Source organism: Paenibacillus sp. Mc5Re-14 (genome assembly GCF_001049835.1).
GTDB classification, from domain to species: domain Bacteria; phylum Bacillota; class Bacilli; order Paenibacillales; family Paenibacillaceae; genus Paenibacillus; species Paenibacillus polymyxa_C.
The window spans coordinates 3568793-3593660 of the sequence record NZ_CVPD01000001.1; the positions used below are offsets into that span (position 1 = coordinate 3568793).

27 protein-coding genes and 1 other annotated feature are annotated in these 24868 nt (G+C 46.1%); of the genes, 16 read left to right on the forward strand and 11 right to left on the reverse strand.

Features of this window, described 5'->3' with window-relative positions; genetic code table 11:
* The first annotated feature begins 10 nt into the window (after positions 1-10).
* From BN1546_RS16170 to yunB, 5 genes are all read left to right on the forward strand, one after another.
* A complete protein-coding gene (locus tag BN1546_RS16170) occupies positions 11-1372 on the forward strand; it encodes an ABC transporter substrate-binding protein (protein ID WP_090738314.1) in 1362 nt (453 codons plus the stop codon).
* Between the two features lie 32 nt (positions 1373-1404).
* Entirely contained in the window at positions 1405-2307 is a 903-nt protein-coding gene (locus tag BN1546_RS16175; RefSeq protein ID WP_025674174.1) for a carbohydrate ABC transporter permease, read from the forward strand.
* Positions 2308-2309: 2 nt separating this feature from the next.
* Complete coding sequence (locus BN1546_RS16180; RefSeq protein WP_058830380.1) at positions 2310-3146, forward strand: carbohydrate ABC transporter permease; 837 nt, start codon at positions 2310-2312, stop codon at positions 3144-3146.
* An 83-nt stretch (positions 3147-3229) separates the two neighbouring features.
* Positions 3230-4162, forward strand: coding sequence for an aldo/keto reductase (locus BN1546_RS16185; protein ID WP_090738316.1), 933 nt, complete (start codon positions 3230-3232; stop codon positions 4160-4162).
* A gap of 196 nt (positions 4163-4358) precedes the next feature.
* A complete protein-coding gene (gene yunB / locus BN1546_RS16190) occupies positions 4359-5108 on the forward strand; it encodes a sporulation protein YunB (RefSeq protein ID WP_090738318.1) in 750 nt (249 codons plus the stop codon).
* A 46-nt stretch (positions 5109-5154) separates the two neighbouring features.
* Here the strand turns inward: yunB and BN1546_RS16195 are convergent, their stop codons facing one another.
* Positions 5155-6261 (reverse strand): M23 family metallopeptidase, encoded by a 1107-nt coding sequence (locus tag BN1546_RS16195; protein WP_013372946.1) that lies wholly within the window; start codon positions 6259-6261, stop codon positions 5155-5157.
* A 243-nt stretch (positions 6262-6504) separates the two neighbouring features.
* Between BN1546_RS16195 and lipA the strand changes: the two genes are divergently transcribed.
* Complete coding sequence (gene lipA / locus BN1546_RS16200; protein ID WP_016324696.1) at positions 6505-7407, forward strand: lipoyl synthase; 903 nt, start codon at positions 6505-6507, stop codon at positions 7405-7407.
* Positions 7408-7431: 24 nt separating this feature from the next.
* Positions 7432-8295: a YutD family protein gene (locus tag BN1546_RS16205; RefSeq protein ID WP_090738320.1), complete on the forward strand. Its 864-nt coding sequence runs from the start codon at positions 7432-7434 to the stop codon at positions 8293-8295.
* Between the two features lie 132 nt (positions 8296-8427).
* Here BN1546_RS16205 and BN1546_RS16210 read toward each other — a convergent pair whose 3' ends face one another.
* Both BN1546_RS16210 and ylbJ read right to left on the reverse strand, forming a co-directional pair.
* The gene (locus tag BN1546_RS16210; RefSeq protein ID WP_013372943.1) at positions 8428-9231 is read right to left on the reverse strand and encodes an NAD kinase; all 804 of its coding nucleotides are present in this window, start codon (positions 9229-9231) and stop codon (positions 8428-8430) included.
* A 66-nt stretch (positions 9232-9297) separates the two neighbouring features.
* Positions 9298-10596: a sporulation integral membrane protein YlbJ gene (gene ylbJ, locus BN1546_RS16215; RefSeq protein ID WP_090738322.1), complete on the reverse strand. Its 1299-nt coding sequence runs from the start codon at positions 10594-10596 to the stop codon at positions 9298-9300.
* 411 nt (positions 10597-11007) lie between these two features.
* Between ylbJ and BN1546_RS16220 the strand changes: the two genes are divergently transcribed.
* Together BN1546_RS16220 and BN1546_RS16225 are read left to right on the forward strand one after the other, a co-directional pair.
* Positions 11008-11385 carry a globin domain-containing protein gene (locus BN1546_RS16220; RefSeq protein WP_013372940.1) on the forward strand — a complete coding sequence of 126 codons (378 nt, stop codon included), beginning with the start codon at positions 11008-11010 and terminating at the stop codon, positions 11383-11385.
* Positions 11386-11406: 21 nt separating this feature from the next.
* The gene (locus tag BN1546_RS16225; protein ID WP_013372939.1) at positions 11407-12138 is read left to right on the forward strand and encodes a DUF2225 domain-containing protein; all 732 of its coding nucleotides are present in this window, start codon (positions 11407-11409) and stop codon (positions 12136-12138) included.
* Between the two features lie 92 nt (positions 12139-12230).
* On the opposite strand, the gene BN1546_RS16230 is transcribed toward BN1546_RS16225, so the two are convergent.
* Positions 12231-12467, reverse strand: coding sequence for a hypothetical protein (locus BN1546_RS16230; protein ID WP_013372938.1), 237 nt, complete (start codon positions 12465-12467; stop codon positions 12231-12233).
* The gene (locus BN1546_RS16235; protein ID WP_013372937.1) at positions 12464-12634 is read right to left on the reverse strand and encodes a YycC family protein; all 171 of its coding nucleotides are present in this window, start codon (positions 12632-12634) and stop codon (positions 12464-12466) included. Before BN1546_RS16235 ends, BN1546_RS16230 begins: the two co-directional genes overlap by 4 nt.
* 98 nt (positions 12635-12732) lie before the next feature.
* On the opposite strand from BN1546_RS16235, the gene BN1546_RS16240 reads away from it, so the two are divergent.
* Together BN1546_RS16240 and BN1546_RS16245 are read left to right on the forward strand one after the other, a co-directional pair.
* Entirely contained in the window at positions 12733-14520 is a 1788-nt protein-coding gene (locus tag BN1546_RS16240) for a M3 family oligoendopeptidase (RefSeq protein WP_040102930.1), read from the forward strand.
* 258 nt (positions 14521-14778) lie between these two features.
* Complete coding sequence (locus tag BN1546_RS16245) at positions 14779-15180, forward strand: hypothetical protein (RefSeq protein ID WP_013372935.1); 402 nt, start codon at positions 14779-14781, stop codon at positions 15178-15180.
* Positions 15181-15304: 124 nt separating this feature from the next.
* Here the strand turns inward: BN1546_RS16245 and BN1546_RS16250 are convergent, their stop codons facing one another.
* Both BN1546_RS16250 and BN1546_RS16255 read right to left on the reverse strand, forming a co-directional pair.
* Complete coding sequence (locus tag BN1546_RS16250; RefSeq protein WP_013372934.1) at positions 15305-15541, reverse strand: alpha/beta-type small acid-soluble spore protein; 237 nt, start codon at positions 15539-15541, stop codon at positions 15305-15307.
* Between the two features lie 90 nt (positions 15542-15631).
* The gene (locus tag BN1546_RS16255) at positions 15632-16597 is read right to left on the reverse strand and encodes an aldose 1-epimerase (protein ID WP_016324695.1); all 966 of its coding nucleotides are present in this window, start codon (positions 16595-16597) and stop codon (positions 15632-15634) included.
* Positions 16598-16738: 141 nt separating this feature from the next.
* Positions 16739-16996: a binding site (T-box leader), on the forward strand.
* Positions 16997-17051: 55 nt separating this feature from the next.
* On the opposite strand from BN1546_RS16255, the gene trpS reads away from it, so the two are divergent.
* Positions 17052-18041, forward strand: coding sequence for a tryptophan--tRNA ligase (gene trpS, locus BN1546_RS16260; protein WP_058710786.1), 990 nt, complete (start codon positions 17052-17054; stop codon positions 18039-18041).
* Positions 18042-18084: 43 nt separating this feature from the next.
* Here trpS and BN1546_RS27340 read toward each other — a convergent pair whose 3' ends face one another.
* The gene (locus BN1546_RS27340) at positions 18085-18252 is read right to left on the reverse strand and encodes a hypothetical protein (RefSeq protein ID WP_016324694.1); all 168 of its coding nucleotides are present in this window, start codon (positions 18250-18252) and stop codon (positions 18085-18087) included.
* A gap of 120 nt (positions 18253-18372) precedes the next feature.
* On the opposite strand from BN1546_RS27340, the gene BN1546_RS16265 reads away from it, so the two are divergent.
* Positions 18373-18594 (forward strand): alpha/beta-type small acid-soluble spore protein, encoded by a 222-nt coding sequence (locus tag BN1546_RS16265; protein WP_013311857.1) that lies wholly within the window; start codon positions 18373-18375, stop codon positions 18592-18594.
* 251 nt (positions 18595-18845) lie between these two features.
* Here the strand turns inward: BN1546_RS16265 and BN1546_RS16275 are convergent, their stop codons facing one another.
* The gene (locus BN1546_RS16275) at positions 18846-19829 is read right to left on the reverse strand and encodes a metal-dependent hydrolase (RefSeq protein WP_025674151.1); all 984 of its coding nucleotides are present in this window, start codon (positions 19827-19829) and stop codon (positions 18846-18848) included.
* A gap of 203 nt (positions 19830-20032) precedes the next feature.
* Here BN1546_RS16275 and cyoE point away from each other — a divergent pair, with 203 nt between their 5' ends.
* Positions 20033-20977, forward strand: coding sequence for a heme o synthase (cyoE, locus tag BN1546_RS16280; protein WP_013372928.1), 945 nt, complete (start codon positions 20033-20035; stop codon positions 20975-20977).
* Positions 20978-21067: 90 nt separating this feature from the next.
* Here the strand turns inward: cyoE and BN1546_RS16285 are convergent, their stop codons facing one another.
* Positions 21068-21409: a toprim domain-containing protein gene (locus BN1546_RS16285; protein ID WP_040102932.1), complete on the reverse strand. Its 342-nt coding sequence runs from the start codon at positions 21407-21409 to the stop codon at positions 21068-21070.
* A 415-nt stretch (positions 21410-21824) separates the two neighbouring features.
* A complete protein-coding gene (locus tag BN1546_RS16290; RefSeq protein WP_058830388.1) occupies positions 21825-22994 on the reverse strand; it encodes an MFS transporter in 1170 nt (389 codons plus the stop codon).
* A 222-nt stretch (positions 22995-23216) separates the two neighbouring features.
* On the opposite strand from BN1546_RS16290, the gene BN1546_RS16295 reads away from it, so the two are divergent.
* On the forward strand, positions 23217-23699 hold the full coding sequence (locus BN1546_RS16295; protein ID WP_058830389.1) for a hypothetical protein: 483 nt from the start codon (positions 23217-23219) through the stop codon (positions 23697-23699).
* Between the two features lie 16 nt (positions 23700-23715).
* Positions 23716-24867 carry a transglutaminase domain-containing protein gene (locus BN1546_RS16300; RefSeq protein ID WP_058830390.1) on the forward strand — a complete coding sequence of 384 codons (1152 nt, stop codon included), beginning with the start codon at positions 23716-23718 and terminating at the stop codon, positions 24865-24867.
* Position 24868 lies beyond the last annotated feature (1 nt).

Below are 24868 nucleotides of genomic sequence, written 5' to 3' on the forward strand. Positions count from 1 at the left end.
GGCGCTACTCATGTTAAAACGAAAGTTATGGATCGTCTGCATGTGCTTGATCGTTGGACTTATGTCAGCCTGTAGTTCAAATGAGAGCAGCAAGCCAGTAGATTTGCAAGGTCACGAGCAAGTGACACTGACCTATGCCAGCTGGGGGAGCACCAATGAAAAGAAGGTTCAGCAGGAGATTGCCAAAAAATTCACAGAGAAATATCCGTGGATCAAAATCAACTATATGCACATCCCCGGGGATTACGTAACTAAATTAACGACGATGTTTGCCGCCAACCAGGCACCAGATGTATTTCCTATTTATAAAGCACAGGCTCTGCAATGGGCTGAACAAGGCAAACTATATAATTTAAATGAATTTTTGAAGGAGGATAAGGAGCTAACGAAGGAAAGCCTCATTCCTAATTCAGTTATCTATTGGGATAAGGATAAAGTGGCAGGGGTCAAGGTGACGGAGGAAGCCTTTGCGCTTTATTACAACAAGGATTTGTTTGATGAGGCTGGTGTTGCCTTGCCGCCAGTCAAAGCTGAAGAGGCTTGGACATGGGAACAGTTCTTAGAGACAGCACAAAAGCTCACCATTGATAAAGCGGGAAATAATGCGCTCAGCCCCAATTTTGATGCAAGTAACATCAAACAGTATGGAGTTCGGTTTGACACATGGATGTGGCACCTGCTAGTTCCTTCCAATAATGTAAGTGTTATTTCAGACAAAGGGGACTCGCTTAACCTTGAAAACCCTGATGTGATTGAAGCCGTGCAAAAGATGGCGGATCTGATCAACGTGTATCATGTGGCACCGTCGCCGACGCAGTCCAAAAATATTCCTTCTCCGGCCGTAGCATTGCAAAGCAAACGTGTAGCGATGGATCTGGATGGGCAGTGGGTCCAATTGGATCTTGGAGAATCGAAGGTGAATTTTGGTGTAGGCGTGTTACCCAAACTGAAAAGCAGTAAAACAATCCTGTTTGGTGAACCGGAAGTGATTTCTGCCAAAACCAAACATCCGAAAGAAGCGTGGATGTTTTATAAATTCTTGCTGGATGCTGAAAGCGGACTTGACATGCATTCCAGCGGATTGTGGATGCCTGTCATGAAAAAGTGGTACACCGAACCAGACTTGATTAGCAAATGGGCAGATGTCAAGCCAGGCCATGCGGAGGGATATCGTGATGCAGTCATGAACCAAACGTTGCATAACGGTGTCAATTCTTACGACTACTATCTGAAAAACTCGGAAAAAATCAATGCGATTATTAACCCGGCGCTAGATCAGGTATGGCTGGGCAAGAAAACGGTGGAGCAAGCATTTAAGGAGGTTTCCGCCAAGGCGAACGCTGAATTTAAGGGAACATATCCGAAAGAATAAGGTGAGGGTCTTGACAGAAAGAGAGGGATAGAATGCAATCGTTATCTTCTATTCGTAAGAAGGAAAATGGGTTGGGGTGGCTTTTTGCCGCCCCTGCTATTCTGGGCTTTGTCATTTTTGTTCTGGGACCGATGATCGCTAGTCTCTGGTTCAGTCTTACCGATTACAAGGTTGCTTCACAGGCCCGTTTTATTGGTCTGGATAATTATGTACACTTATTTGACGGTACGGATCAATTTTTTTACAAATCCCTTGGGGTTACTTTTTATTATGTGTTTTTGAGTGTGCCCCTGCAAATTATAGTGGCTTTCTTTCTGGCCATATTGCTCAATCAAAAGGTAAAAGGTTTGGCTTTTTTTAGGACCGTTTTTTATCTACCCACGATTGTCCCACTCATAGCATCGTCTATGATCTGGATGTGGCTGTTTGATCCGGACCTTGGCTTGCTGAATGTGGTGTTGCGTGCGCTGCATTTGCCCGAAAGTCAATGGATTTATAGTGAAGGGTCGGTAGTTCCTACACTGGTTTTAATGAGTTTGTGGACCGTTGGGGGGACGATGATTATTTTTCTGGCTGGCTTGCAGGATATACCTAGGCATTATTATGAAGCCATTGAAATTGACGGTGGGAGCGCTCTTCATAAGCTTATCTATATCACAATTCCATTGACATCGCCTACGATTTTCTTTAATACGATTATGGGCTTCATCGGTGGATTTCAGGTGTTTGTCCAGCCTTACGTCATGACTCAGGGTGGACCTAACAATTCCAGCTTATTTTATACATTTTATTTGTTCCGCGAGGCATTTACTTTTTCGAATATGGGTTATGCCTGTGCGATTGCTTGGGTGCTCTTTATTGTAGTTTTAACATTCACTGCCTTTCTGTTCAAGACGGCCCGAAAATGGGTGTATTACGAAGGCGGGGGGGCATGAGGATGAAAAAACATGGCTTGCGTTGGAGCAGAGTTTTTCTCTACACAGTGCTCATTGTGGGGTCACTTTTTTGCATGTTTCCTTTTTACTGGCTGGTGAGAAGCTCCATGATGGATTTAAGTCAGATTTTTCTGATCCCGCCGAAATGGATTCCCGAGCCTTTTGTATTCGAAAATTTTTTACAGCCGTTTGAAGAGTTATCGTTTGGGCGCTATTTTGTGAACACATTTATCGTCGTAGCAGGTACTTTAGCGGGTGTACTTCTGTCGAGTACCATTTCTGCCTATAGCTTTGCGCGAATGAGATGGAAAGGAAGAGATAAGGTTTTTGCCGTGTTATTAAGCAGTATGATGCTGCCGTTTGCGGTCACGCTAATTCCGTCTTTTATTGGTTGGCAGGCATTAGGCATGGTTAATTCCTACGTTCCATTGGTATTACCTTCGTTTTTTGGTGGAGGTGTTTTTAATATCTTTTTGCTTAGACAATTTTACATGACTCTTCCGCGAGAGCTGGATGAAGCTGTATTTGTGGATGGGGGCAACCATTTTACGATCTTTACTCGCATTATTTTACCTTTGTCCCGGTCAGCGATTTTGGTCATCGGATTGTTTACATTTTTGAACACATGGAATGATTTTATGGGACCGCTCGTTTATCTTAATGATGAAAGCAAATTTACGTTGGCGATTGGGCTACAGCAGTTTCAGGGAATATATTCGGCGCAATGGGGTGTTCTGATGGCCGCTTCTTTAATTGTCGTGTTGCCAGCTATCATTCTTTTTGCCATAGGACAGAAGTATTTTATGGAAGGCATAGCCTTAACGGGGATTAAGGGATAAGAGCAGCAGCCAGGTACGCACTTTGCTTTTTTTGGAATTTAATAATAAAATGGAAGTAACTTTCGAAAAGGAGATGACGTGAATTGGCAGAGCAAGTGCGTATTGGCAAAACAGATTTATATGTAAAACCAATCGGTTTGGGTGCGAATAAGGTAGGAGGACATAATCTTTTTTCCGGTTTGAACAATGAAACGGGCAAAGAAGTCGTTCGCACAGCTTTGGATAACGGCATCAACTTCCTGGATACAGCTTTTATTTATGGGCCTGAGCACTCAGAGCGGTTGATCGGTGAGGTACTTAAAGAACGCGGCAAACGTGAGGAAGCTGTCATAGCGACCAAGGGGGCACATAAGTTTGTAAACGGAGAGGTTGTTTTTGACAACTCGCCTGCTTTTTTACGTGAATCCGTCGAATCCAGTCTGAAAAGATTGCAAACAGATTATATTGATCTGTTCTATATCCATTTCCCAGATGAAGCTACACCGAAGGCAGAAGCAGTCGGAGAACTGAAGAAGCTCAAAGACGAAGGTAAAATTAAGGCTATCGGTGTATCTAACTTTACCATTGAACAACTTAAAGATGCGAATAGTGACGGCTATGTAGATGTGCTTCAATCCCATTATAATCTGTTGCAACGGGAAGCTGAGAAGGATTTGCTGCCTTATACTAAGGAAAATGGCATTTCGTTTGTGCCGTATTTCCCGCTAGCTTCTGGACTGCTAGGTGGTAAGTATACGAAAGACATGACCTTCACGGACATCAGAGCGAAAGATTCATTGTTTCAGGGAGATGCATTTGCCCGTAATTTGGACAAAGTGGAGCAGGTACGTGAGATTGCCAATGCGTTGAATGCAGAGGTTGCTCATGTGGTGCTTGCATGGTACTTGACCCGCGATTCGATTGATGCCCTCATTCCAGGCGCGAAGGGACCGGAGCAGGTTCTGGCGAATCTGAAAACGCTGAATGTCCAACTGAGTCAGGCGGATATCGAAAAGATTGACCACATTTTCAAATAATAAGTTGAGTTGAACTGAGTAGGATTTGAAATCATATATGTTTAACACCAGGAGGAGCTGCCGGACGGGCGGCTTCTTTTTCGTTTATTTGCGGCATATCCTTCTAAAGTAAGCTCATCGCTGCGGGGGGATCAGAATGAATAGAAAACCGCAATGGCACAGCAGACCGAGCAGAAGGCGACGCGGCAGGCGCAGAATGTGGCTCGTTGTGGCATTGGCGCTGCTGGTAGGAATCGTACAGGTGGCCGCTTATGTGGAACAGCATTTGAAGCCGCCCATGATGCATCTGGCTAAAGTGCGGGTCAAACAAATGGCGACGGAGGCAATTAATTCAGCAATTACTGCGCAGGTAGAGCAGGGGAAGACTGCTGATAATTTGATCGAATGGAGAACGGATACACAAGGGAGAACCTCTGGATTTGTTCTAAATTATACGGAGCATATGAGAATTACGTCAGACACACTCAAAGCAGTCAAGGCAACGATGGACAGTATGAGTCATTTTGACGAGAGCGTTCCGATTGGTCAGGCATTGGGGAGTCCGCTGCTGGCAGCTTATGGACCCAAGGTCCCCCTAAAGGTGGAGCCGCATGGAGCAATCAAGGTGGATTTAAATACACGTCAGCAGGATGCGGGCATAAACATGATCTTGGTGGAAGTGTACATTCGAATTACGACGGAAGTGTCTGTGGTTATACCGTTTGAGATGCAACCTCAGATTGTGGAGACGGAAATCCCGGTTTCTTATCTGTTGGTGGTGGGCAACGTCCCGATGTACTACTATGACAATCAGGGTAAACCCGTCGGCAAAAATGGTGCAACCGCTCCGCAGTTGGCACTGCCTTCCCATTCTATAGAGAGTAGCGGCGCTGTAGATTCCAGCATAGAAAGTGTTCCAGAGATACAGGAAGAACCCAATTCCCTCAGGCAGTCTCCAACGCCATAAACAAAGAGGGGATTGGTGTGAGATACTCAGGAAAAACCAAAGGGACCTATGAGGAGGTCCCTTTGGTTTTTCCTGATTTTAGCGCTTTACGTTCGCTCTGCTCCCACTGTCTCAATAACGGATATGGGTCAAAGGACCAGTCTGTCCAGCCATTGTCCCGGTATATACCATAGTGCAGATGTGGTGGAAACTTGCCTTGGGTACCCGGTTTTCCATAGCCCGAGCTTCCGACCCAGCCAACCGTCTGACCAGGCTTGACGATGTCTCCGTTATGAACGGTTTTATCAAAGCCGGAAAGGTGTGCATAGTAGTGATAGCGGTTGTTGAGATCACGAATACCGATTCGCCAGCCTCCGAAGGGATTCCAGCCTTTCATTTCAACCACACCGTAGCAGGTGCTGCGAACCGGAACTCCGTAGCCTGCAAACAGGTCAGTCCCTTCGTGTATACGGTAGCCGCCCCAGCTGCGACGGCTTCCCCAAGTGCTGCGGTAGCTATAAATGCTGCCTAGAGGCAGCGGAAAAGCTTGACTGACCAGATCAAGCTTGCCATACGTCTGATACAGCTTGGCAAACTGCTGAACTCTTTGAACCGAGCGGCTGTTATGGTAATATTCCCACACGGCAATACCAAATTCATCCTCGCTATTTCCATACTTTCCGAGATAAGAAGCGATGCTGAACAGCAAATCCTTGTCATTATTGCGGTCAGCGATTCCATCGCCTGAGCCGTCTTGTCCCAGCCCGGAAAATAGTTCAATGGAACGTGGATTTTGATCCTCGGAATCAGGGTTCAACAGACCGGACCATACTGGTCCTGTCACAAAAATACCTATGATCCGTTCCGCATGCTTGCGATCCTTGGGATGGGCCACCGTAAGTGTGCGTTCGTACTGGTCGATGGCAGCCAGTCTGTACCAAGGGACTCCTGTCAGGGCTTCGATGGAGTGATATAAAGCAAGTCTGGACGTATACAATGAAGACGAAGCGTGTGAAGCATCGATATTTGCTGTCAGGTTATTTCCGGCTGACGAGGACTTTGTGTGCTCTGCAGAGGCATGAGCAGGAAGCGGACAAGCCGTTGTCAGTGTAGTAGCGCACAACAGCAGCGATAACAGACGAACAGCGCGGACTGCCCGCGTAGGGTAAGGCACGTGAACCGACCTCCTATAAAAGGGCTTAACCGCCCAGTAAATTCTTGGCCCGTATTCGCGTAAATAGGGCGCTTTTGATTAGATTGAGCCATATCCGCCGCTTTTATCCATCTCAAGAGTTTACTTTTTCCGGCATCAATGTCATATCAAAAAGGGAACAATGAATGGAGGTTTTTCCATGGCTTTCATGCTATAATGTATGGCAATGACAGCTTAAGCACATCAGAAAGAAGGTCTATGCCATTGTCTAAAAAAGTAAAGGAAGCTAAGCCCGACTGGATTCGTATTAAACTTACGACAGGCGATAACTATCAGGAAATCAAGAGCATGATGCGTTCCAAGACATTACATACCGTATGTGAGGAGGCACGGTGCCCTAATATATATGAATGCTGGGCCAACAGGACAGCTACATTTATGATTTTGGGTGATATTTGTACGCGTGCGTGTCGTTTTTGCGCAGTAAATACGGGAATGCCTACGGAACTGGACTTGCAGGAGCCTGAACGCGTCGCGGAAGCGGCTGAGAACATGAATCTAAAGCACTGTGTCGTAACTAGTGTGGCACGTGATGATTTAAAAGATGGGGGCGCTACAATATTTGCAGAAACGGTTCGTGCGATTCGCCGCCGATTGCCTTTTTGCAGTGTAGAAGTATTGATTCCCGATTTTATGGGCGATATTGAGTCGCTGCGAATTGTCATGGATGCCAAGCCAGATATTCTCAATCATAATATTGAAACGGTGGAACGCATGTCCGACAAGGTTCGGGCTAAAGCGAAATACCATCGCTCTCTGGAGCTGCTTCAACGTGCAAAACAATTAAATCCGGCGATCCCAACGAAATCAAGCATCATGTTAGGTGTCGGAGAAGAGTGGGACGAGATCATACAAACCATGGATGATCTGCGCAAAGTCGATTGTGACATTATGACAATTGGTCAATACTTGCAGCCGTCCGAGAAACATTTATATGTGCAAAAATATTATCCACCGGAAGATTTTGCGAAGTTAAAGGAAGAGGGATTACAGCGAGGATTCAGCCACGTCGAATCCGGTCCGATGGTCCGCAGCTCCTACCAAGCGCATGAGCAGGTGAAGTCGGCCGCTCAGCATAAGGAAGAAAGCGCCCTTTCGCAGGTTTGATCCGGGAAAGGCGGTCAGAATAGCTTGTTTCAAATCGGTGGTAAAAACTATGAAGTGTTGCAGGATCACAAGAACGGGTGGAATCCCGAAGCCTTTCGTGATCGCTATAGTGAAGTGTTGGATCGCTATGATTACATTATTGGCGATTGGGGTTACAATCAGCTTCGCCTGAAGGGGTTTTATCGAGAGGGGCACCCCAAAGCCAATAAGGATACATCCATTGTGGTATTGGACGATTATATTAATGAATACTGCAATTTTGGCTGTGCCTATTTTGTGCTGCAAAAAAGCCGAGAAGTTGAAAATAAGAACGGCACCAGTGATGACTTCGTTCCTCCCGACATCCAGCAGTTGGTAGATGCTCAAAGGGAACAAGCGGGAACGTTAGATTTCGAAGAGCGCCAAGAGGTATCGCAGCCTTCAGCTGGACAAACGGAATGGCCGCAACCACAGCAGGATTCCGCAGCTACAGAGGAGTCACGAGTGGAACAGCCTTCAGAAGCCCGTGAACCACGCGAGTTGCAACGTAGGGAACCGAAGGATGCTCAGGAAGTGCGTGAACGACAGCCACGTGAAGCTCGCGAAAGTCGGCCATCCAGAGAAGGACGTGAAGGAAATCGGCAGCGTGAAGCACGTGATTCGCGCCAGCCAAGAGAACCGCGTGAAGCAAAGGATGGGCGAAGTTCGGGGGAAGGGCAGCAAGCCCGTGAACCACGTAGGCAGCGCAATCCGCAAGGAAATTTCGATAAAAAAGAATCGCGTGGGCCACGTTATGATCGCCAGCCCAAGGAAAATCGGGAGGGACGGCAAGTTCGTGTCTCGCGTGAACCCGAGGGCCAGCGTCAAAAAAATAAAACATTCACATCTCCACAACAAAACGGTTCCTGAATTTTCAGGAGCCGTTTTGTTTGTAAGTTCCTCCAAGGCTGCCAAGTTATGACCAACTTTTTGCCTATTTAAAGTGGGGATATGCCCTCCTGATCAATTAAAAAAGAGCCGGAGTCGGCTCTTTTACAAGTTCTAATTGAGAAAAGCGTTACGTACCCGATCCCAAAATGGGAAAGGACGGTAACGAGCGAAGCTGATCTTCTGACTTGCAACCTGACATCGAACAGAGATTAAGTCATCCACAGGAAAGTTCAGGTGATCTACTGTCAGTAGAAGACGCTGATCTTTCCGTGAAAAAATATCACAATGATGATGTTTTGGCAGTAGCAGTGGTGATCCCAGTGTCCGATACACACGGTTATTAATGGAAGCGATCTCAGTTAATTGCAATGCTTCGATGGTAGGGTGAACCATAGCTCCGCCAAGTGCCTTATTATAGGCGGTCGTTCCTGAAGGTGTAGAAACACATATACCGTCACCACGGAACATTTCAAAGGTGATATCGTTAATATCTACTTGGGCAACGACCGTGCCATCTACCCCTTTTAACGTAAACTCATTCAGGGCAATAAAAGAAGCATTGCCTGACTTCTTGTGAATTTCCAACTCAATCAGTGGATACTTAACGATTCTCGGGTTAAGCGGTCCCTCAGATCCGCTTTGGCTCATCAGGTGGATTAGCTCCTCCAGCTCGTCCGCACGCCAATCCGCGTAAAAGCCCAGATGACCGGTATGTACACCAACAAAGGCTATATCCGGAATGCGGTCAATGAAGGTATGAAACGCATGAAGCATCGTACCATCGCCTCCTATAGACACGACGATTTCTGGCGATTCGGCATCCAGCTTGAAATTCTTTTCTTGGGCAAGACGGTGAAATTGCTGACTCAAGTCCATGGAGTGCTGATCCCCGCGATCCAGAACATAATATCTCAAGATGAAAAGCTCCTTTGTCATGGGTATATACCGATCATAATCAATTATGAGCAAGAACACAATCGTTCATTGCCGGTGTATTCCTCTCAATCGTACGAATAAGCGATTTGTACCCACGCTTAACCAGGAGAGAGCCAGCATTCCAGTCAGTATACAAGCAAGAAGCAGCAGACTTTGCAGTAGCATAGCGGACGAGAAGCCAGGGGACCATGCGATATCATGTACCGGAGAAAAGACCGGAGAGCTTCCCTGTCCCATTAACGGGCGCCATAACACGAGAGCTAGCAGTGCGGAGATGATCCCATGCGCAGCCCGGGCCAGCAAAAATGGCATATAGCGGAGATTCGTCATATTTAAAATACTTGCAACCTGTGCATGGACCGATAGCCCGCCCCAGGAGAGAACAAAAGCTGCTGCAGCTACCTTGAACGGTAATGCCGCTGCTGCGGCTCCACCTGCAGCTTGCGCACCTAAAGTGACTTCAAAAATACCACCTACGATGGACTCTGTTAATGCAGGAGGAAGACCACAGGCAGACAATAAGCTAGCCGTAAGCAGATGTAGCCCGCTCATTAAGCCAGAGTTCGTCAAAGCTTCTAAAATGACGCAGAAGAATACAACCAGCCCTCCTACGACAATAATAAGGCGTAGGGAGGAAGCAATCGCCTGACGAAGCAACTCACCCAATGGACGTCCGTCTTCCAAACGTGCTGTATGCATAGCATATAACGCTTGGCGCAGTGGTCCAGGCTGCTTATTGCGACCTGTTGTTATTGTGTTAGCAGACTTCGACCAGGTTTTTTGAGGAGGCTGAGAACGTTCGCTGCGAATATCGTTTTTTTCTGAACGGGAACCATGAAAACGCATGAGTAGTCCGATGATGAGAACACCACCGTAATGGGCCGCTCCCAGTACGAGTGCAATTTCGGGTTGATGGAAGAAGCCAACCGAAACTGCACCGATCAGAAATATCGGATCAGAGGAAGTCGTAAACGCGACCAAACGTTCACCTTCAATGCGTGTGATCCATTTTTGCTCCCACAGCTTTGCGGTTAATTTGGCCCCTATAGGGTAGCCGGATGCACAGCTGACCGCAGCGACAAACCCCCCGCAGCCAGGTACACGGAATAGAGGTTGCATCAGTGGGTCCAGTAGCGCACCTATGAAATGAACAATTCCAAAGCCGAGAAGAAGCTCGGAAATAACGAAAAATGGAAATAAGGACGGGAATAGCACATCCCACCAGATGGCAAGACCGCGAAGCCCGGCATTCAGAGAAGATTGCGGATACACGGCCATCAGTATGAATAGGAATAACAGCATAAGGATGAGCAAAGGAAGCGAGAAACGGTGGTACAGCGACATGGAGGCCCCTCCTTTGGAGTTGTACTATTATACCTATGTCGGGGATGGACAAAGAGTACAAAAAAGTAAAGAAAACGATTACATGGAATGCTGTTTTTTTGTAAAGAGTATGTTAAAATAAAAAAACAACGATTCCATAACCTTAAGGATGGAGTGATCAGGATGAGTATCGTTGCCGGTCTGTTTGTATGTGCTTTTGTGTATGTAATTCGTGCCTCTCTCGTCCATCCCGGTGAAGAGGATTGGCGGAGTTATTAGTGGAATTCATGGAATGACGAAGCGATGTGCAGCGAAGCAAACCTCTTCATATGTTAAATTGATAAAATGACGCTTATTTTTAGCGTCATTTTTTGATTTTTGTTATAATACGAGTGTATATTTATTACCATAGCACAGAAAGTTGGAGGAAAAGTGAATCCTAGCCTGAGCATTTATGACAACCTTGGGGGTGCAGAAGGTATTCGTGCTATTATTGAGGCCTTCTACCCGAGAGTTTATAAAGATCCGTTGTTAAGTCCCCTGTTTCCTAAAGACATGGAGCCGGTAAAGGAAAAGCAGTTTATGTTCCTAAGCCAGTTTTTTGGAGGGCCGTCCCTCTTTTCTGATGCATATGGTCATCCGATGTTACGTGCCAGACATATGAAGTTCCCCGTGACGGAGGAGCGAGCAGAGGCATGGTTGTCTTGTATGGCAGATGCGTTAACGGATACGGGAATTGAGGAGCCGCTTCGTTCCATCATACTTAGTCGTTTGTCCGGTCCTGCGCATCATTTTGTAAATACCCCGTAAGCTTTCGGGGATTGCCGAATTTTGGAGAGGGTTGTAAAAACATTGGAACTTGAACCGTTATATCAGATCAAAATCGTCTGCCCGCAGTGCGAACAAGAATTTCAGACATCCCGTGTCAGACCAAGCCTAAAGAAGGCTATTCGTACCGATTCAGATTTTTGCGCTTATTATAAGAACGAAAATCCGGATTTTTATGTCGTACGGGTCTGTCCTCATTGTGGATTTACTTCGACAGAGCACTCTACCGTTCAGTTAAGCGATCAGCAAACCAAGCTATTTAAGGATAAAATCGGTAATCGCTGGCAGCCTCGCGAATATGGCGGGCATCGTAGCTGGGAAGAGGCATTAGAAACGTACAAATTGGGTTTACTCTGTGCACAGGTCATCGGAGAAAAGGAACGCGTAGTAGCCAGTCTATTGCAGCATATTGCATGGATGTACAGATACCAGGGGAATGAGGAGCAGGAGCTTCGCTTTCTCAAATTTAGTTTGGATTCCTATGTTCGAGTCTATGAGCTGGAGGGCGTCGGTGCGAATAATGCCAAACTGCTTTATCTGATTGGTGAACTGCATCGACGTACGGGTAACTTTAACGAAGCAGTGCGCTGGTTTTCGCGTGTCATTAATGACAAGAAAATTATGGATGCAGCGATGATTAGAGCTTCTCGTGAACAGTGGTCTGTCCTGCGTGAACAAATGCTGGCAAAAAACTTCCAGCTACCTGAGGAAATGCAGAACGCAAGCTCCTCTTGAAGAAATAAAGGTGTGCACTATGAGCGATCTAGGCTCATGGTTCACACCTTGTTTGTAAAACGAGTTATCTTATCTTGCAACTGCCTCATAAGTTAATGATGGCGCAACGTGGTATCTGACAGCAAATAATCGTCGTCACAATCCACCAAAGTAACCTTGTTATGGCAGCATGGAAACACAAGCAGCTTTTTCATGCCTTCATGAATGAGCTTAAGCTCTTTGGGCTTCAGGGGTAGCAAGACGTTATCATGATTGCAAAACGGACAAGACTGTACATAAACATCTCCCATGACAATGTCATAAGGCCAGGTTTTATCAAAAGGAATCATGATTTGTCCGATTCTCCGCCGTTCGAGCCAGCGGTGTCTTCTTTAGCCAGTTCGGCCAGCTTTTGCATCAAAATGTGCTGGGGTGTATGCATAAGGTGTTCCAGCGGAATGCCGAGTTTTTCGGATAATTTCACAGCCGTTTCCGGCGAAATTTGTAAGGGTCTCATCTTGTTTTCCTCCTAATTGTAGTGATTGTATCATCACGATGTAGCTTTATTGTATATGAAACCACATGAATTCGCCAAAAAAGAAAGGTGGAACTATTATGAAAACACCGTTAAAGCAAACATGGGATCTGGAATCTATTTTTAGCGGAGGCTCTTCCTCTGCCTCATTTCATGCATTTTTGGAAGAACTGGAGAGCAAGGTCCAACAGCTGCAATCCCAGCTTAAAGTAGCCAAAGTGCCACAAACGGTGTTGGATACCGAGCGTCTGGATAGTGTTCTGAATAGCATACAGGAGCTGTTTAATGGAGCATCGCAGGCAGGTTCTTTTGTATCTTGTTTAACTGCTCAAAATCAGCATGACAAGCTGGCTGTTCAACTGGGGGCGCGTGTCAATTCATTATATGCCCAAGGGAAAAGTGCTTTAGTCGCTTTTCAGAACTTGCTGGCACAAACCAGTGAAGACATTTGGCAGAAGTGGATGGAGCGCGAAGCGATTAAGCCGATTTCTTTTGTCCTGACTGAATACCGGAACGAAGCGCGTGAAAAAATGGCTCCTGAGCTGGAGAGCCTTGCATTGGATTTGGCAGTGGATGGTTACCATGGCTGGGGTGACTTTTATGATACCATTGTCAAAAATATGACGATCCCTGTGCCTGAAAATGGTGAGATTGTAAACTTGTCTGTGGGTCAGGCAGCTAATAAGCTGGATGAAGCAGATCGCAGCGTACGTAAAGACGTATTTGCACGTTGGGAAGAGGCATGGACTCAGGTTGAGGACTATTGCGCCGATACACTGAATCATCTGGCAGGTTTCCGCCTCAAGCTATATGAAAACCGAGGCTGGACAGACGTGCTCAAGGAACCGCTGGAAATCAGCCGTATGTCAGCCCAAACGTTGGACACGATGTGGCAAGTGATTAATGAAACCAAGCCTATTGTAGTTAAATACCTGGAGCGGAAAGCCAAGCTTCTAGGCTTAGAAAAACTGTCCTGGCATGACATTGAAGCTCCGCTGGGAACATCAACCACTAAAATCCCTTACGACGATGCAGCCGCAACGATTGTTGAGCAATTTGGTAAATTTAGTTCGAGAATGGCTGACTTTGCCCAGATGGCTTTTGAGAAAAGCTGGATCGAAGCAGAGGATCGTCCAGGCAAACGTCCAGGCGGGTTTTGTACATCTCTGCGTCTAAGCAAAGAAACCCGTATTTTTATGACCTATGCCGGATCACCATCCAACGTTTCGACACTGGCTCACGAGCTCGGACACGGTTATCATCAGCATGTGATGAATGAATTGCATCCATTGAATCAAAATTATGCTATGAACGTGGCTGAAACGGCATCGACGCTGGCAGAACTGATTGTATCAGATGCTTTGCTGGAAGCTGCTGAGGGTCAGGAGAAAGTAGCTTTGCTAGAGGATAAAATTCAGCGTGGTGTAGCCTTCTTCATGAATATTCATGCCCGTTTCCTATTTGAAACCCGTTTTTACGAACTGCGGAAAAAGGGTGTTGTAGGGGCACAGCAATTAAGTGAGTTGATGGAAGAAGCGCAGCGTGAAGCGTTTTGTGGGGTTCTGGATGAGGCTCATCCTCATTTTTGGGCTTCCAAGCTGCACTTCTATATTACGGAAACTCCTTTCTACAACTTCCCATACACGTTTGGGTATATGTTCAGTGCAGGGATTTACGCTTTTGCGAAGGAAAATTCGGATGGCTTTGCCGACCAATATGATGCTTTGCTGCGTGATACAGGTCGCATGACAGTAGAAGAACTGGCCTCCAAGCACTTGGGTACCGATTTAACACAGGCTGACTTCTGGCGTAACGCCGCACAAGTTACTGTTCAGGATATTGAGCAATTTTTGCAAATGACAAAATAACCGAGTTATTTTAGAAGGTCTCCCGTAAGGGGGGCCTTTTTTGTGATTTTTGCAGAGGATGATGAATAAAGTCGCAAAATGTCGAAGTGTAATTGACACTACCTGTTAGCGAAATTTAAAATGATGGATATACTTAGAAAATAGTTATAAATACCCAATTATGTTGAATTTGATTGTAAGCTTAAAAACCTTCGCATATAATTGAGTCGTAAGACCTATTAAATATTTTAATACAAGGTATATAGGAGGGTTTTTTTAATGGATGAAGTAGGTCAATTGTCGTTGGCGAGGCAGATGGATATCGTTTTTAAAGAATTGGATAATGAACTGGCGGGTTTATCGTCAGGCATCGTATTTGTACAAATACGGAATAATGTAGTTGGTAAATTTGGGATTCGGCATAATCCAATTGCAGGCAAAGGAGGCACATTTGCAGCAGTAGAACCAGGCTTATCTGTACAGCATCGGGATCATTTTCGGCGTATGGCTCTGGAAACGCTAAATCACAAGCGTAGCTGGACTCATGGTGAGATTGCTTTCGATTTTGCCATCAGACAAGGAACAATCTTGGTAGATGCAACCTTAGAATCCAACTACAACATGGCGAATCTCATGATCCGCTATAACAAGCCTACATATCGCGCGGCTAAATCTGAATAATCATCGACATTAAAAAGAGCAAAGTAAAGAGCGGTCTTCTTATGAAGACCGCCTTTGTTATATACCCGTTATAACGTATTTTGGTAAATTACGATAACGGAATGCTCATGTGGAATAATGACGCTTATTGACCTGAACGACCGGATAATTGCTGTTCGGCCAGCTGTACTAAGCGTTTAGTGATATAGCCTCCCAGAGACCCAGCTTCACGGGACGGCATATCACCATAGTAACCGTCTGCCGGAATGGTGATGCCCAGTTCTTGCGCAGCTTCATATTTCAATTGTTGCAATGCGTTGTTGGCTTGAGGAACGACTAGAGTATTACTACGACGTCCTCTGCCTTGATTGGCTTCATACATGTGTAGTCACCTCCTTCGGCTGTGATGAGGTTAGTATGCGACAGAGTTATGAAAATATGCGCCGAAGGAAGGAAAGTGACTATAGGGAAATTACGGATATATGATATGAATCTGAGTTTTGAGGTCGATGGATTGTTGAGGCTCCAGACGGATCAACCCACCATCTCCGACTGGGTCTGGGAAATTGGGAGCATCAGATAGCCAGGTATAAGGCTCAATGCAAAGATACTGATCGCATTCCCCTTTGGTATATAGCACCCAATATTTAAAGTATTGCTCATCTGCTGTGTAGCGGATTTGATAGCCATCATCACGAGTCAAAACAGCTTCAGCAGGGCCTTCCGTTGCTCGCAGCACAGTATCCAAATTTGTTCCTTTCAGAGATAGACCTGAGGAGAGCTGTTCCAAATGATCTAAAGAAGTAATGACACCTGTAGGCAGCTGCTCAATATCCTGTTCGTATACTCCATTCACCGGTAGCTTCAGGCGCCAGCGCTCAGGTTCTCCATCCACCATAAACCAAGTGTGGTATCCCAAGCCGAATGGGGCTGTTTTTTCACCTAGATTTGTGACGCGCAGCGTTTGACTTAATACGGTGCCCTGCAAACGATACGTCATTTCCAGCCGCAAAGGAATGGGGTATTGTTCCATCCAGTGCGGATCACTTTCTGTCAGAAGCTCGGTTGTTACGCTGCAACCATCTTCATCCTCTTCAATATCGCTGCAACGCCAGGATTGATTGCGATGCAGACCGTGTATATGATTGTCGTTGGCTGTATTACGGTCAAACTGATATGGGACGCCGTCAAACTCAAATTGTCCTTTGCGAATTCGGCCAGGAGGAATCAAAATAGGTAAGCCAAAATGATATGGCTTTTGTAAATAAAATGCCAATTCTTCCTCGCCAGGTCGACGTACGATATCCCGGTTCAGCTTCAGATCACGCACGGAAATAATATTATTCCCGAGACGAGGGATCATTGTAACTTCCAATTCACCACTATGTAAAACATACGTGTCGTAACCGTTCCAGTGTTCTTTGGTCACTTGTTTCATATTCATGCTCCTTTGTCCACTATAATCGGTTGAAGCTTCGTGTCATTATGATAACAGATTTTTGGTCATATGGCACAATCGTCATTTGACAATAACAGTAAGCGGAATTATCATTAATGTAGCTTAGAAAGAAATGACATGGATAACACGATGATGAGGACAAGTAAGCTTTTGCATAAGCTCTTCAGAAAGCCGGTGGTGGATGAGAACCGGTGAGCCAGCACTGCTGAATGGACCTTGGAGTGCCGCACAGAACAGGATTTTGCTTTCCTCAGTATGACGGCCGATTGCTCCCCGTTAACGGAGCTTTAAGATTGCAGCGGCCACGGGGGATAGCTCCGACAACTAATAGGCTGACGGCAATGAATAAGGGTGGTACCACGGTCTCGCGTCCCTTGAGGATGCGGGGCCTTTTTGCGTTCTAAAATATTGAAATAAACGGAGGAGGAAGAATATGAAAACCGTACTTTCAGGTATTCAGCCTAGTGGACAACTTACTTTGGGTAATTACATCGGCGCAATGAAAAACTTTGTGAAATTGCAAGAGGATCACCAATGTTACTTTATGGTTCCAGATCTTCATGCGATTACCGTACCGCAGGAACCAGCTCAATTACGCGAGCAATCGGAGGCGGTGGCGGCATTATTTATCGCAGCGGGTATTAACCCAGAGAAATCCAACGTCTTTTTACAATCCCATGTTCCTCAGCACGCTGAGCTGGGATGGTTGATGACGACACTGACGAATATGGGCGAGCTCGAACGTATGACTCAGTTTAAGGACAAGTCTGCTGGCAAGGATTCCGTAGGAGCAGGGCTGTTCGTATATCCGTCGTTAATGGCAGCCGACATTTTGCTCTACAATGCGGATCTTGTCCCAGTAGGTGATGACCAGAAACAGCATCTGGAGCTGACACGGGATTTGGCGGGCCGCTTTAATCACCGTTATGGAGATTATTTTACTGTTCCCGAGCCGTATATCCCTGAAGTAGGGGCGAGAATTATGTCCCTGGATGATGCATCCAAAAAAATGAGCAAGAGTAATCCGAATGCAGGCAGTTTTATTGCGCTACTGGACGATCCGAAAGTTATACGCAAAAAAATCAGCCGCGCCACTACCGATTCGGGCAGTGAAGTTAAATATGATCCGGCCAATAAACCGGAAATTAGTAATCTAATGAGCATTTACAGCCAGTGTTCCGGTTTGTCGCTCCAAGAAGTGCAGGATCGTTATGAAGGCCAAATGTACGGGACATTTAAAAAAGAACTGGCAGAGACGGTTGTAGCTATGCTTGAACCGATTCAGCAGCGCTATCGCGATATCCGGGAATCCGGTGAAATTGGACATATTTTGGCCCGATCCGCAGAGCGTGCTCAAGAAGCTGCTGAAGTCACGCTGTCTGCGGTCAAAGAGCGTATGGGCTTTTTGCCACGTGTACGCTAGAGCCTATTGAAGACAAGACAGATGGGGGCTTCTGCAAATCGACTTAAGAGCGACGTTGTCGGGCCTTGATTACAAAGCCCCAGCCGATATTGCCGACAGATAAAAGCCCCAGTAATATAGCAAGCCATGCAGAATAGCTGATGGATATAGCGGCTGCTGTCAGCAGGACAATGGATGAAACGGCGAACCATAGGGATAGACCTTTGCTCATGGTAAAAACCTCCAGCCTTCGAATGTTGAATTTCAGGAATAAGTAGATGTAAGTGAGCCATAATAATCTTGCAAGCTTGCAATGAACCTCACTCACAAAGAACTGAAAGGAGATTCAAATATGAGCAGACGTCGTTCAAACAACCTGCAAGTACCGCAGGCCAACGCCGCTTTACAACAATTAAAATATGAGGCAGCTCAAGAACTTGGCATCACCATCCCTCAGGACGGTTACTTCGGTAATGTCGTTTCCCGCGAAACAGGTTCTCTTGGGGGATACATCACGAAAAAGCTGGTCCAACAAGCAGAACAATCCTTGTCGGGCAGCAGCCGCTTGCAGTAATACACATAAACACTCCCATCTTGGAAGCTGTATTATGAGCAGCTGTGATGAAGGAAATCCGGAGCGATCATGCTCCGGATTTTTTTGCGCATGCTTACGACCATTGTGAATCACGTCAGTCTGCTTCGTCAAGAGGGCGCTTACATGAGATGCTTTTTTTACGGGAATGGTCAAAAAAACAGCAAGCCCCCGTTTAAGGGAGACTTGCTGCCTGTAATTCACTGCGGCTTATTGTTAGCTTGTAAATATTTTTAATTCGTATGCAGGGAAAGACGTTTTTGCATTTTTTCGTCACTGAGCCATCCGATATAACTGTTGATCAGTCCGAATTGCTTATCCATCGCGACCACCGCCACGAATGGATATTGCCTCCGGTGGCGATACCTGACGTCTCCCCATCGCACAATATAACCCCACTCCAGTTCTTCCACCTCGGCAACGGCAAAGGAAGAAAAATAGCGAAATGCTTGCACGTCGCGATAGGATGTAGAGGCTTCTACGGCTGGGTGTGTGGATGGAGTTGCGTGTTTCGTCCAAAATAAATGCTTACCATTTAATCCGCCAATGTCATAGCTTCCATTCTGATGAGCTTTTACCACATGCCACCGGTTCCATGATACCGTGGGAATGATATAATAGGTGTCGCCTTCCTGACGCTTGTTGTCCATATCACGTACCGCTTTTCTGGTAATAAAATGACTCCAGGTTCGCCAAATGTAATAGAGGCCAATAATGACGTACAGCGTAATAAATAAGGGAGCGGGCGGAACCAATCCGGTGACCCATAGCATTATCGCAGCAACATGAGTGCCGAAAATAAAGGGGTCAAAAATATGGATGATATTCCAAGATATCCACTTATTCGTGAACGGCCGAAATGCCTGGGTTCCGTACGTATTGAATAAATCTGTGAATACATGCAGGCAGACGGCAATCGTTACCCATAATGCTACATGACCCGGGGGCACATCCCTGAAGATCAGGCAAATCAGTCCCGTTATGGACAAGATCCATATCAACCAGAAGGGGATAGAATGCGACAGTCCACGGTGATTGCGAATATAGGCTGCATTATTTTTCAACCGAAGCAAGGTATCAAAATCCGGAGCTTGTGACCCTACGACTGTAGCGAGCAGTATGACTGCTGCTAGCTTGGGATCTCCGGCGACGACAGGATCAGTATAGGCCAGCCCGGCCAACCCGACTCCCATGACAAAGTGTGTGGCTGTATCCATATCTGTCGCTCCTTTTGTATTGTTTCCTGTACTTATTACTACCCAAATTTACTGTAAACGATCAACAGGGGTGATTTGCCATCTGAATTGTGAACGTTTTGTGCGTTTTCTGTCAAACTTTTTGGGGTAGGTATATGATAAAATTTATATCGGAGTTCAACTTACTCCCGAATTCATACATCTCTAAGGGGGAGTTACTCACAATGGATAATATTAGTTATAAGACTTCTTCGGATGCGGCTACCTATTCTGTAAAATCTAAACCACCCGGCAAGGCGGGCACTTGGAAAGATTTTATTACAGTTACCAAGCCAGGCATCCTTCGTACTAATCTGGTTGCAGCCTTCGGTGGTTTTTGGTTAGCATCGCAATGGGACGTTGACTATATAAAGTTAATTCTTACACTTCTAGGTACAATGTTGGTTATGGCATCTTCTTGTGTCTTTAACAACTACTTTGACCGTGAGTTGGATTTGAAGATGGAGCGGACACGTAATCGCTCACTGCCGACTGGGCGTCTGACCCCCACAACGGTGCTGTCATACGCTATTATTTTGGGCATCGTCGGATTGGCTGTTTTATTCTCCTTCTCTGGTGTGAAGGCAGGGCTACTGGGCATATTAGGTATGATTGTCTACGTTGGCATTTATACGCTCTGGTTGAAACGTTCGTCTACATGGAGTACATCCATCGGCGGTATTTCTGGGGCTATGCCTCCGGTAATTGGTTATGTGGCCGCATCGGGCCGTATTGATATGGGCGCTTGGCTCTTATTCGCACTACTGTTCTTATGGCAACCGCCTCACTTCTGGGCACTTGCTATTCGCAGAGTCGAGGAATATCGCGCAGCAGGATTTCCATTGTTGCCAGTCGTGAAAGGTATCCATCGGACTAAGATTCAGATGATTCCTTATATTGTGCTGCTGATTCCGGTACCCATCCTTATGTATGCTTATGGATATGCCGGTATGATTTTTATGATCGTGTCCGTGTTATTGTCCGTGCTTTGGGCATTTTATGCCTTTAAAGGCTTTACGATTAAGGAAGAAGAAACGGATTCTTGGGCAAAAAAAGTATTTTTCTTTTCCATTAACCATTTGACACTCAGCTTCTTGCTGATGATTGTTGATACGGTTCATAAGTTCTAATATCAATCTTAGAGGGATTGGTGATGGTGCACTATAAAGCTGTCCAACAGGCATGAAATTGACCTGAGGACAGCTTTTTTATTTACAGGACTAAAGAACAGGAGGGTATATAATGTATTCCTCAAGCCCTGCTTTTTCCAACTGGGCAATCACATATTCATCCGGAGTACCTTCTACACCAGCATAGCCTTTGCGTGTATACATATGAAGTGCATCTGGAAAAGCGTCTGCAAGCACCCCTCTTATTTTTTTTCCTGAGCTGTCGTTGTCCATAAATAAATATATTTCGTCATGCTTAGTCCGCTGGCGGAGGGATTCCAATTTTATAGAGTTTAGTGTACCGAAGGTGCATAAAATGTTGACCTCCGGATCGAGTAATCGGCGGAGTTTACTGCGGTCATTTTTTCCTTCGACGATCACGGTTATCGCCATTTTGCTCACCCCTTGCTTGATGCCTGTGCTCGAAATTCCCCGGGAAATGAAAGAATATGTGTATAGTTTAGCTCTAAAAGGGGTTCCCATGCAAAAAACAACAAAACAGCCTGCCAGAAGTGGCAGGCATGGGTACATAGTCAGCATATTAGGGCATATCAGACATCAGATCCAGCAAGTACGAAGAATGATGACGAGCAGAACATAAAGAACAAGAATGGTACCAGTTGAAGTGCCGAAAACAGGGCAAGGGCTTACAGGATGACAGTGGCTCACGGGCTGCACCTCCCTTTGTAAATGAATTGTTCAGTCAAATTAGTCTATGTTAAGTAGGGTATTAGGTACTGTGCGTATGCCCTCTAGAACGTATTTTGGGCTTTAAAGGTAGTATCTCAGCATGCCCCCTTAGTTGTAATTAGGAATGGTAAGGACCCGAGGCAGATAGTGGTGGTGTAGGAGATAATCGCTGAATGGGAACGAATAGCAGGCCAGTCATCAGAATCAGAAATGCGATAAAAAAAGGAGATATGTGATTCGGAAGCTGACCCGCCAGTACAGGCCCGGCAAAGGAGCCGATAGACGTTGCAATGGATTGCAGGGCAAAGGTTTTGCCCAATCGAGCACCTCCAATCCGTATGAAGAGAGAGGCCAGCGCTGGAAAAATGATGCCTTTGGCTGTTCCCAAAATAAACAGGATAATGCCTATTATCGCTTCGGGCGTAGTGGCGAGTGCGTAGAAGCTTAAAGACATCAGAATAATGCCGCAAAGTAGCCTTACCATCGGTGAATATTTGTTCAGAAAAAGCAAACTGAGCGTACAGAGTGCTCCCAAACTGATGATGGAAAAGAGCAATCCGGTGGACATCATGGATGCAGAACCGTTATTTCGTAATGGGATCTCGTAAAATAAAATGCCTTGTGCGCACGCCAAAACAAAAGGTAGAAGCAGGTAACGCCAATTGAATGGTAACCGCGTCTGTGCTGGCGAGAGTGGAGCGGGTGTCGTATGACCATCAGATAATTGGGCCTGCGGAGCGGGTGCTTTTTTGGGTAAGGTGAAATAAGCCATAAGCCCCGTGATTACGAGAATGATACCAAGGGAACTAAATGTCTCGCTAAAGCCAAAGCTGGCAACGATAAATGCGCCTGCGGCTGGAGATAGAACAGAGGCCAACGTGTGGACGACACCATGTCCCGACATATATTTGCCCTGGGTAACCGGATGATCAGACAGTTGCGCCAGCATGGCCAGACAGGCTGGAGATAAAAAGGCCAACACATAGCCACTAATCGCACGCAGAAAAAGTAATTCCCACGGTGTATGGATGTACGATTGAATGATCAGGATCAGGCCTGCAGCTGTCAGGCTGAACATAATATATCGGCGACTGCCGTGTTTGTCGACTTTGGGACCTGCCATCAAGTTACCAGGCAGGTGAGTTAGAGAGTAAATCCCCATCATCCAACCGATAAAGGTAGGGGCTGCCCCCAGAGAGATTGCGAATGGTGTCAAAATAGGATATTGTGCATGCAGATCAAAAAAGGCAATGAACAAAAAGAGATACAGCCAGAGGGCTGTTTTCATGTGAATGACCCCCTTTCCTTAATGTAAACTTCCATCTTACTTCGTATTGGCCCTTCCTAAGTTGTACGCCAGATTGGACGAACATAGACCACTTTGTATGGACAAGAATTGAATGACAAGGTATGTATTAGACCTAAGCTGACAGGACATTGCGTAATCATGTATAATTACAGAGACAATTTTGCAATTTGAATCATGTAGTTGGAAACGGGAGTGTAGCGAATGGATAAGAACGTCTGGTCAGAGTTTTTGGAACATAATTGGCAGATCGTTCAGGATAACTGGCTGTATATAGTGATTGGGCTTGTCCTATTGTTAGTCATATTGAAGATTGTAAGAACTCTCGTAAAATGGCTGATCGTCATTGTTGTGATTGCAGGCTTGCTAGTCTACAGTGGTATTTCCTTTGAACAGGTCGGCAAGGTCGTGACTCAGGCAAAGGATGATGCAATTAACAAGGTTCAGAGCGAGGCTTTGAACATGATGATAAAAGAGGGCCAAAATGCCAAATACACCTCCAACGGAGATGGTACATTTACAGTGACCAGTTCCAACCTGGAAGTAAAAGGCCCGTTTGAGGGTGAGAAGGTCAAGGTATGGTTTCAGGGAATGTCGCTGGGCGAATGGAGTATGAGCGACACAGTCAAGAAATATATCGAAAGCGCGAAAGACTTGGCTGCTGTACAGCAGCCACAGTCGCCGTAGAGACAGGAGGAACACAATGAACCCATCCTGGCTGGAGTCTATTCTTCATTGGAATGGCGTGACGGTGTTTCTGATCGCCATCGTAGTATTGTCGTTGATACAGGGGTGGAGGCGAGGGGCCTCCAGATCTGTAGGTGCGCTGTTTAGTCTCATTGTGGATGGCATACTCACTGTGGCGGGCATTTTGTGCTCGCTCGGGTTAGCCATGTGGCTTTCACCGAAGGTGCAACAATGGCTGGCAGCTTACATGGAGCATTTGCCGCAGCGAAAACTAAGTGGGATTGAGCAATTTTATTATACGCTTGTGGCGGGGATAGAGGGCTTTCCGCTGCTGCGGTTCGCCGTATTGTTCATGCTCAGTTATGCTATTGCCCAGTTTATACTGCGTGCCATTTATGTGTTGATGGTAGGTGGCAAATCAGATTCCTCCCTCCATGAGCATCAAAAGAAATCGGGCTTTTTCAGCAGAGTGGCAGGGGCCGGCATAGGTACTCTTATTGGTGGAGCTCGTGCCATGATGATCATAGCCCTGCTGTTCATAGGAGTAAGTCTGTATCCAGACAGCGGGTTTAGCAGCTACGTACAAGCTTCGCCGGTTTATAAGCAAGGTGCGCAATCGGTCATTGAGCCGTTGTCCGGGACTCTGATTAAGGATAAGCTGCCCGTATTTACGCAGGCTGTTACCAAGGAATTGAATGGTATCATGCAGCGCAAATATGAAATAATCGACCGGGACATTCCAAGCGATATCGTTCAGGCAGCGGCCAAGATTACAGAAGGGTCTAGCGGTGACGAGCAAAAAGCCAGAGCGTTGTATGAATGGGTAGGCACCCGCATTAGCTATGATTACAGTAAGGTGGAAGCCTATGAGCAACGTGGTGACTGGCATGAACAGACTCCCAGAGATACGTTTGATACACGTAAAGGAGTGTGCATTGATTATGCCCGCCTTTACTCAATGATGGCTCGTTCGCAGGGACTACAGGTCAAGGTTGTAACAGGCCTCGGATACAACGGACAGGGAGGATACGGGTCCCATGCCTGGAACGAAGTATATTTGAGCGGACAGGATCAGTGGGTACCGCTGGACCCGACTTGGGCACAAAGTGGAGACTGGTTTAACCCGCCAGGTTTTGCCCAAACACATATCAAGGATAAAGTGATTTAAG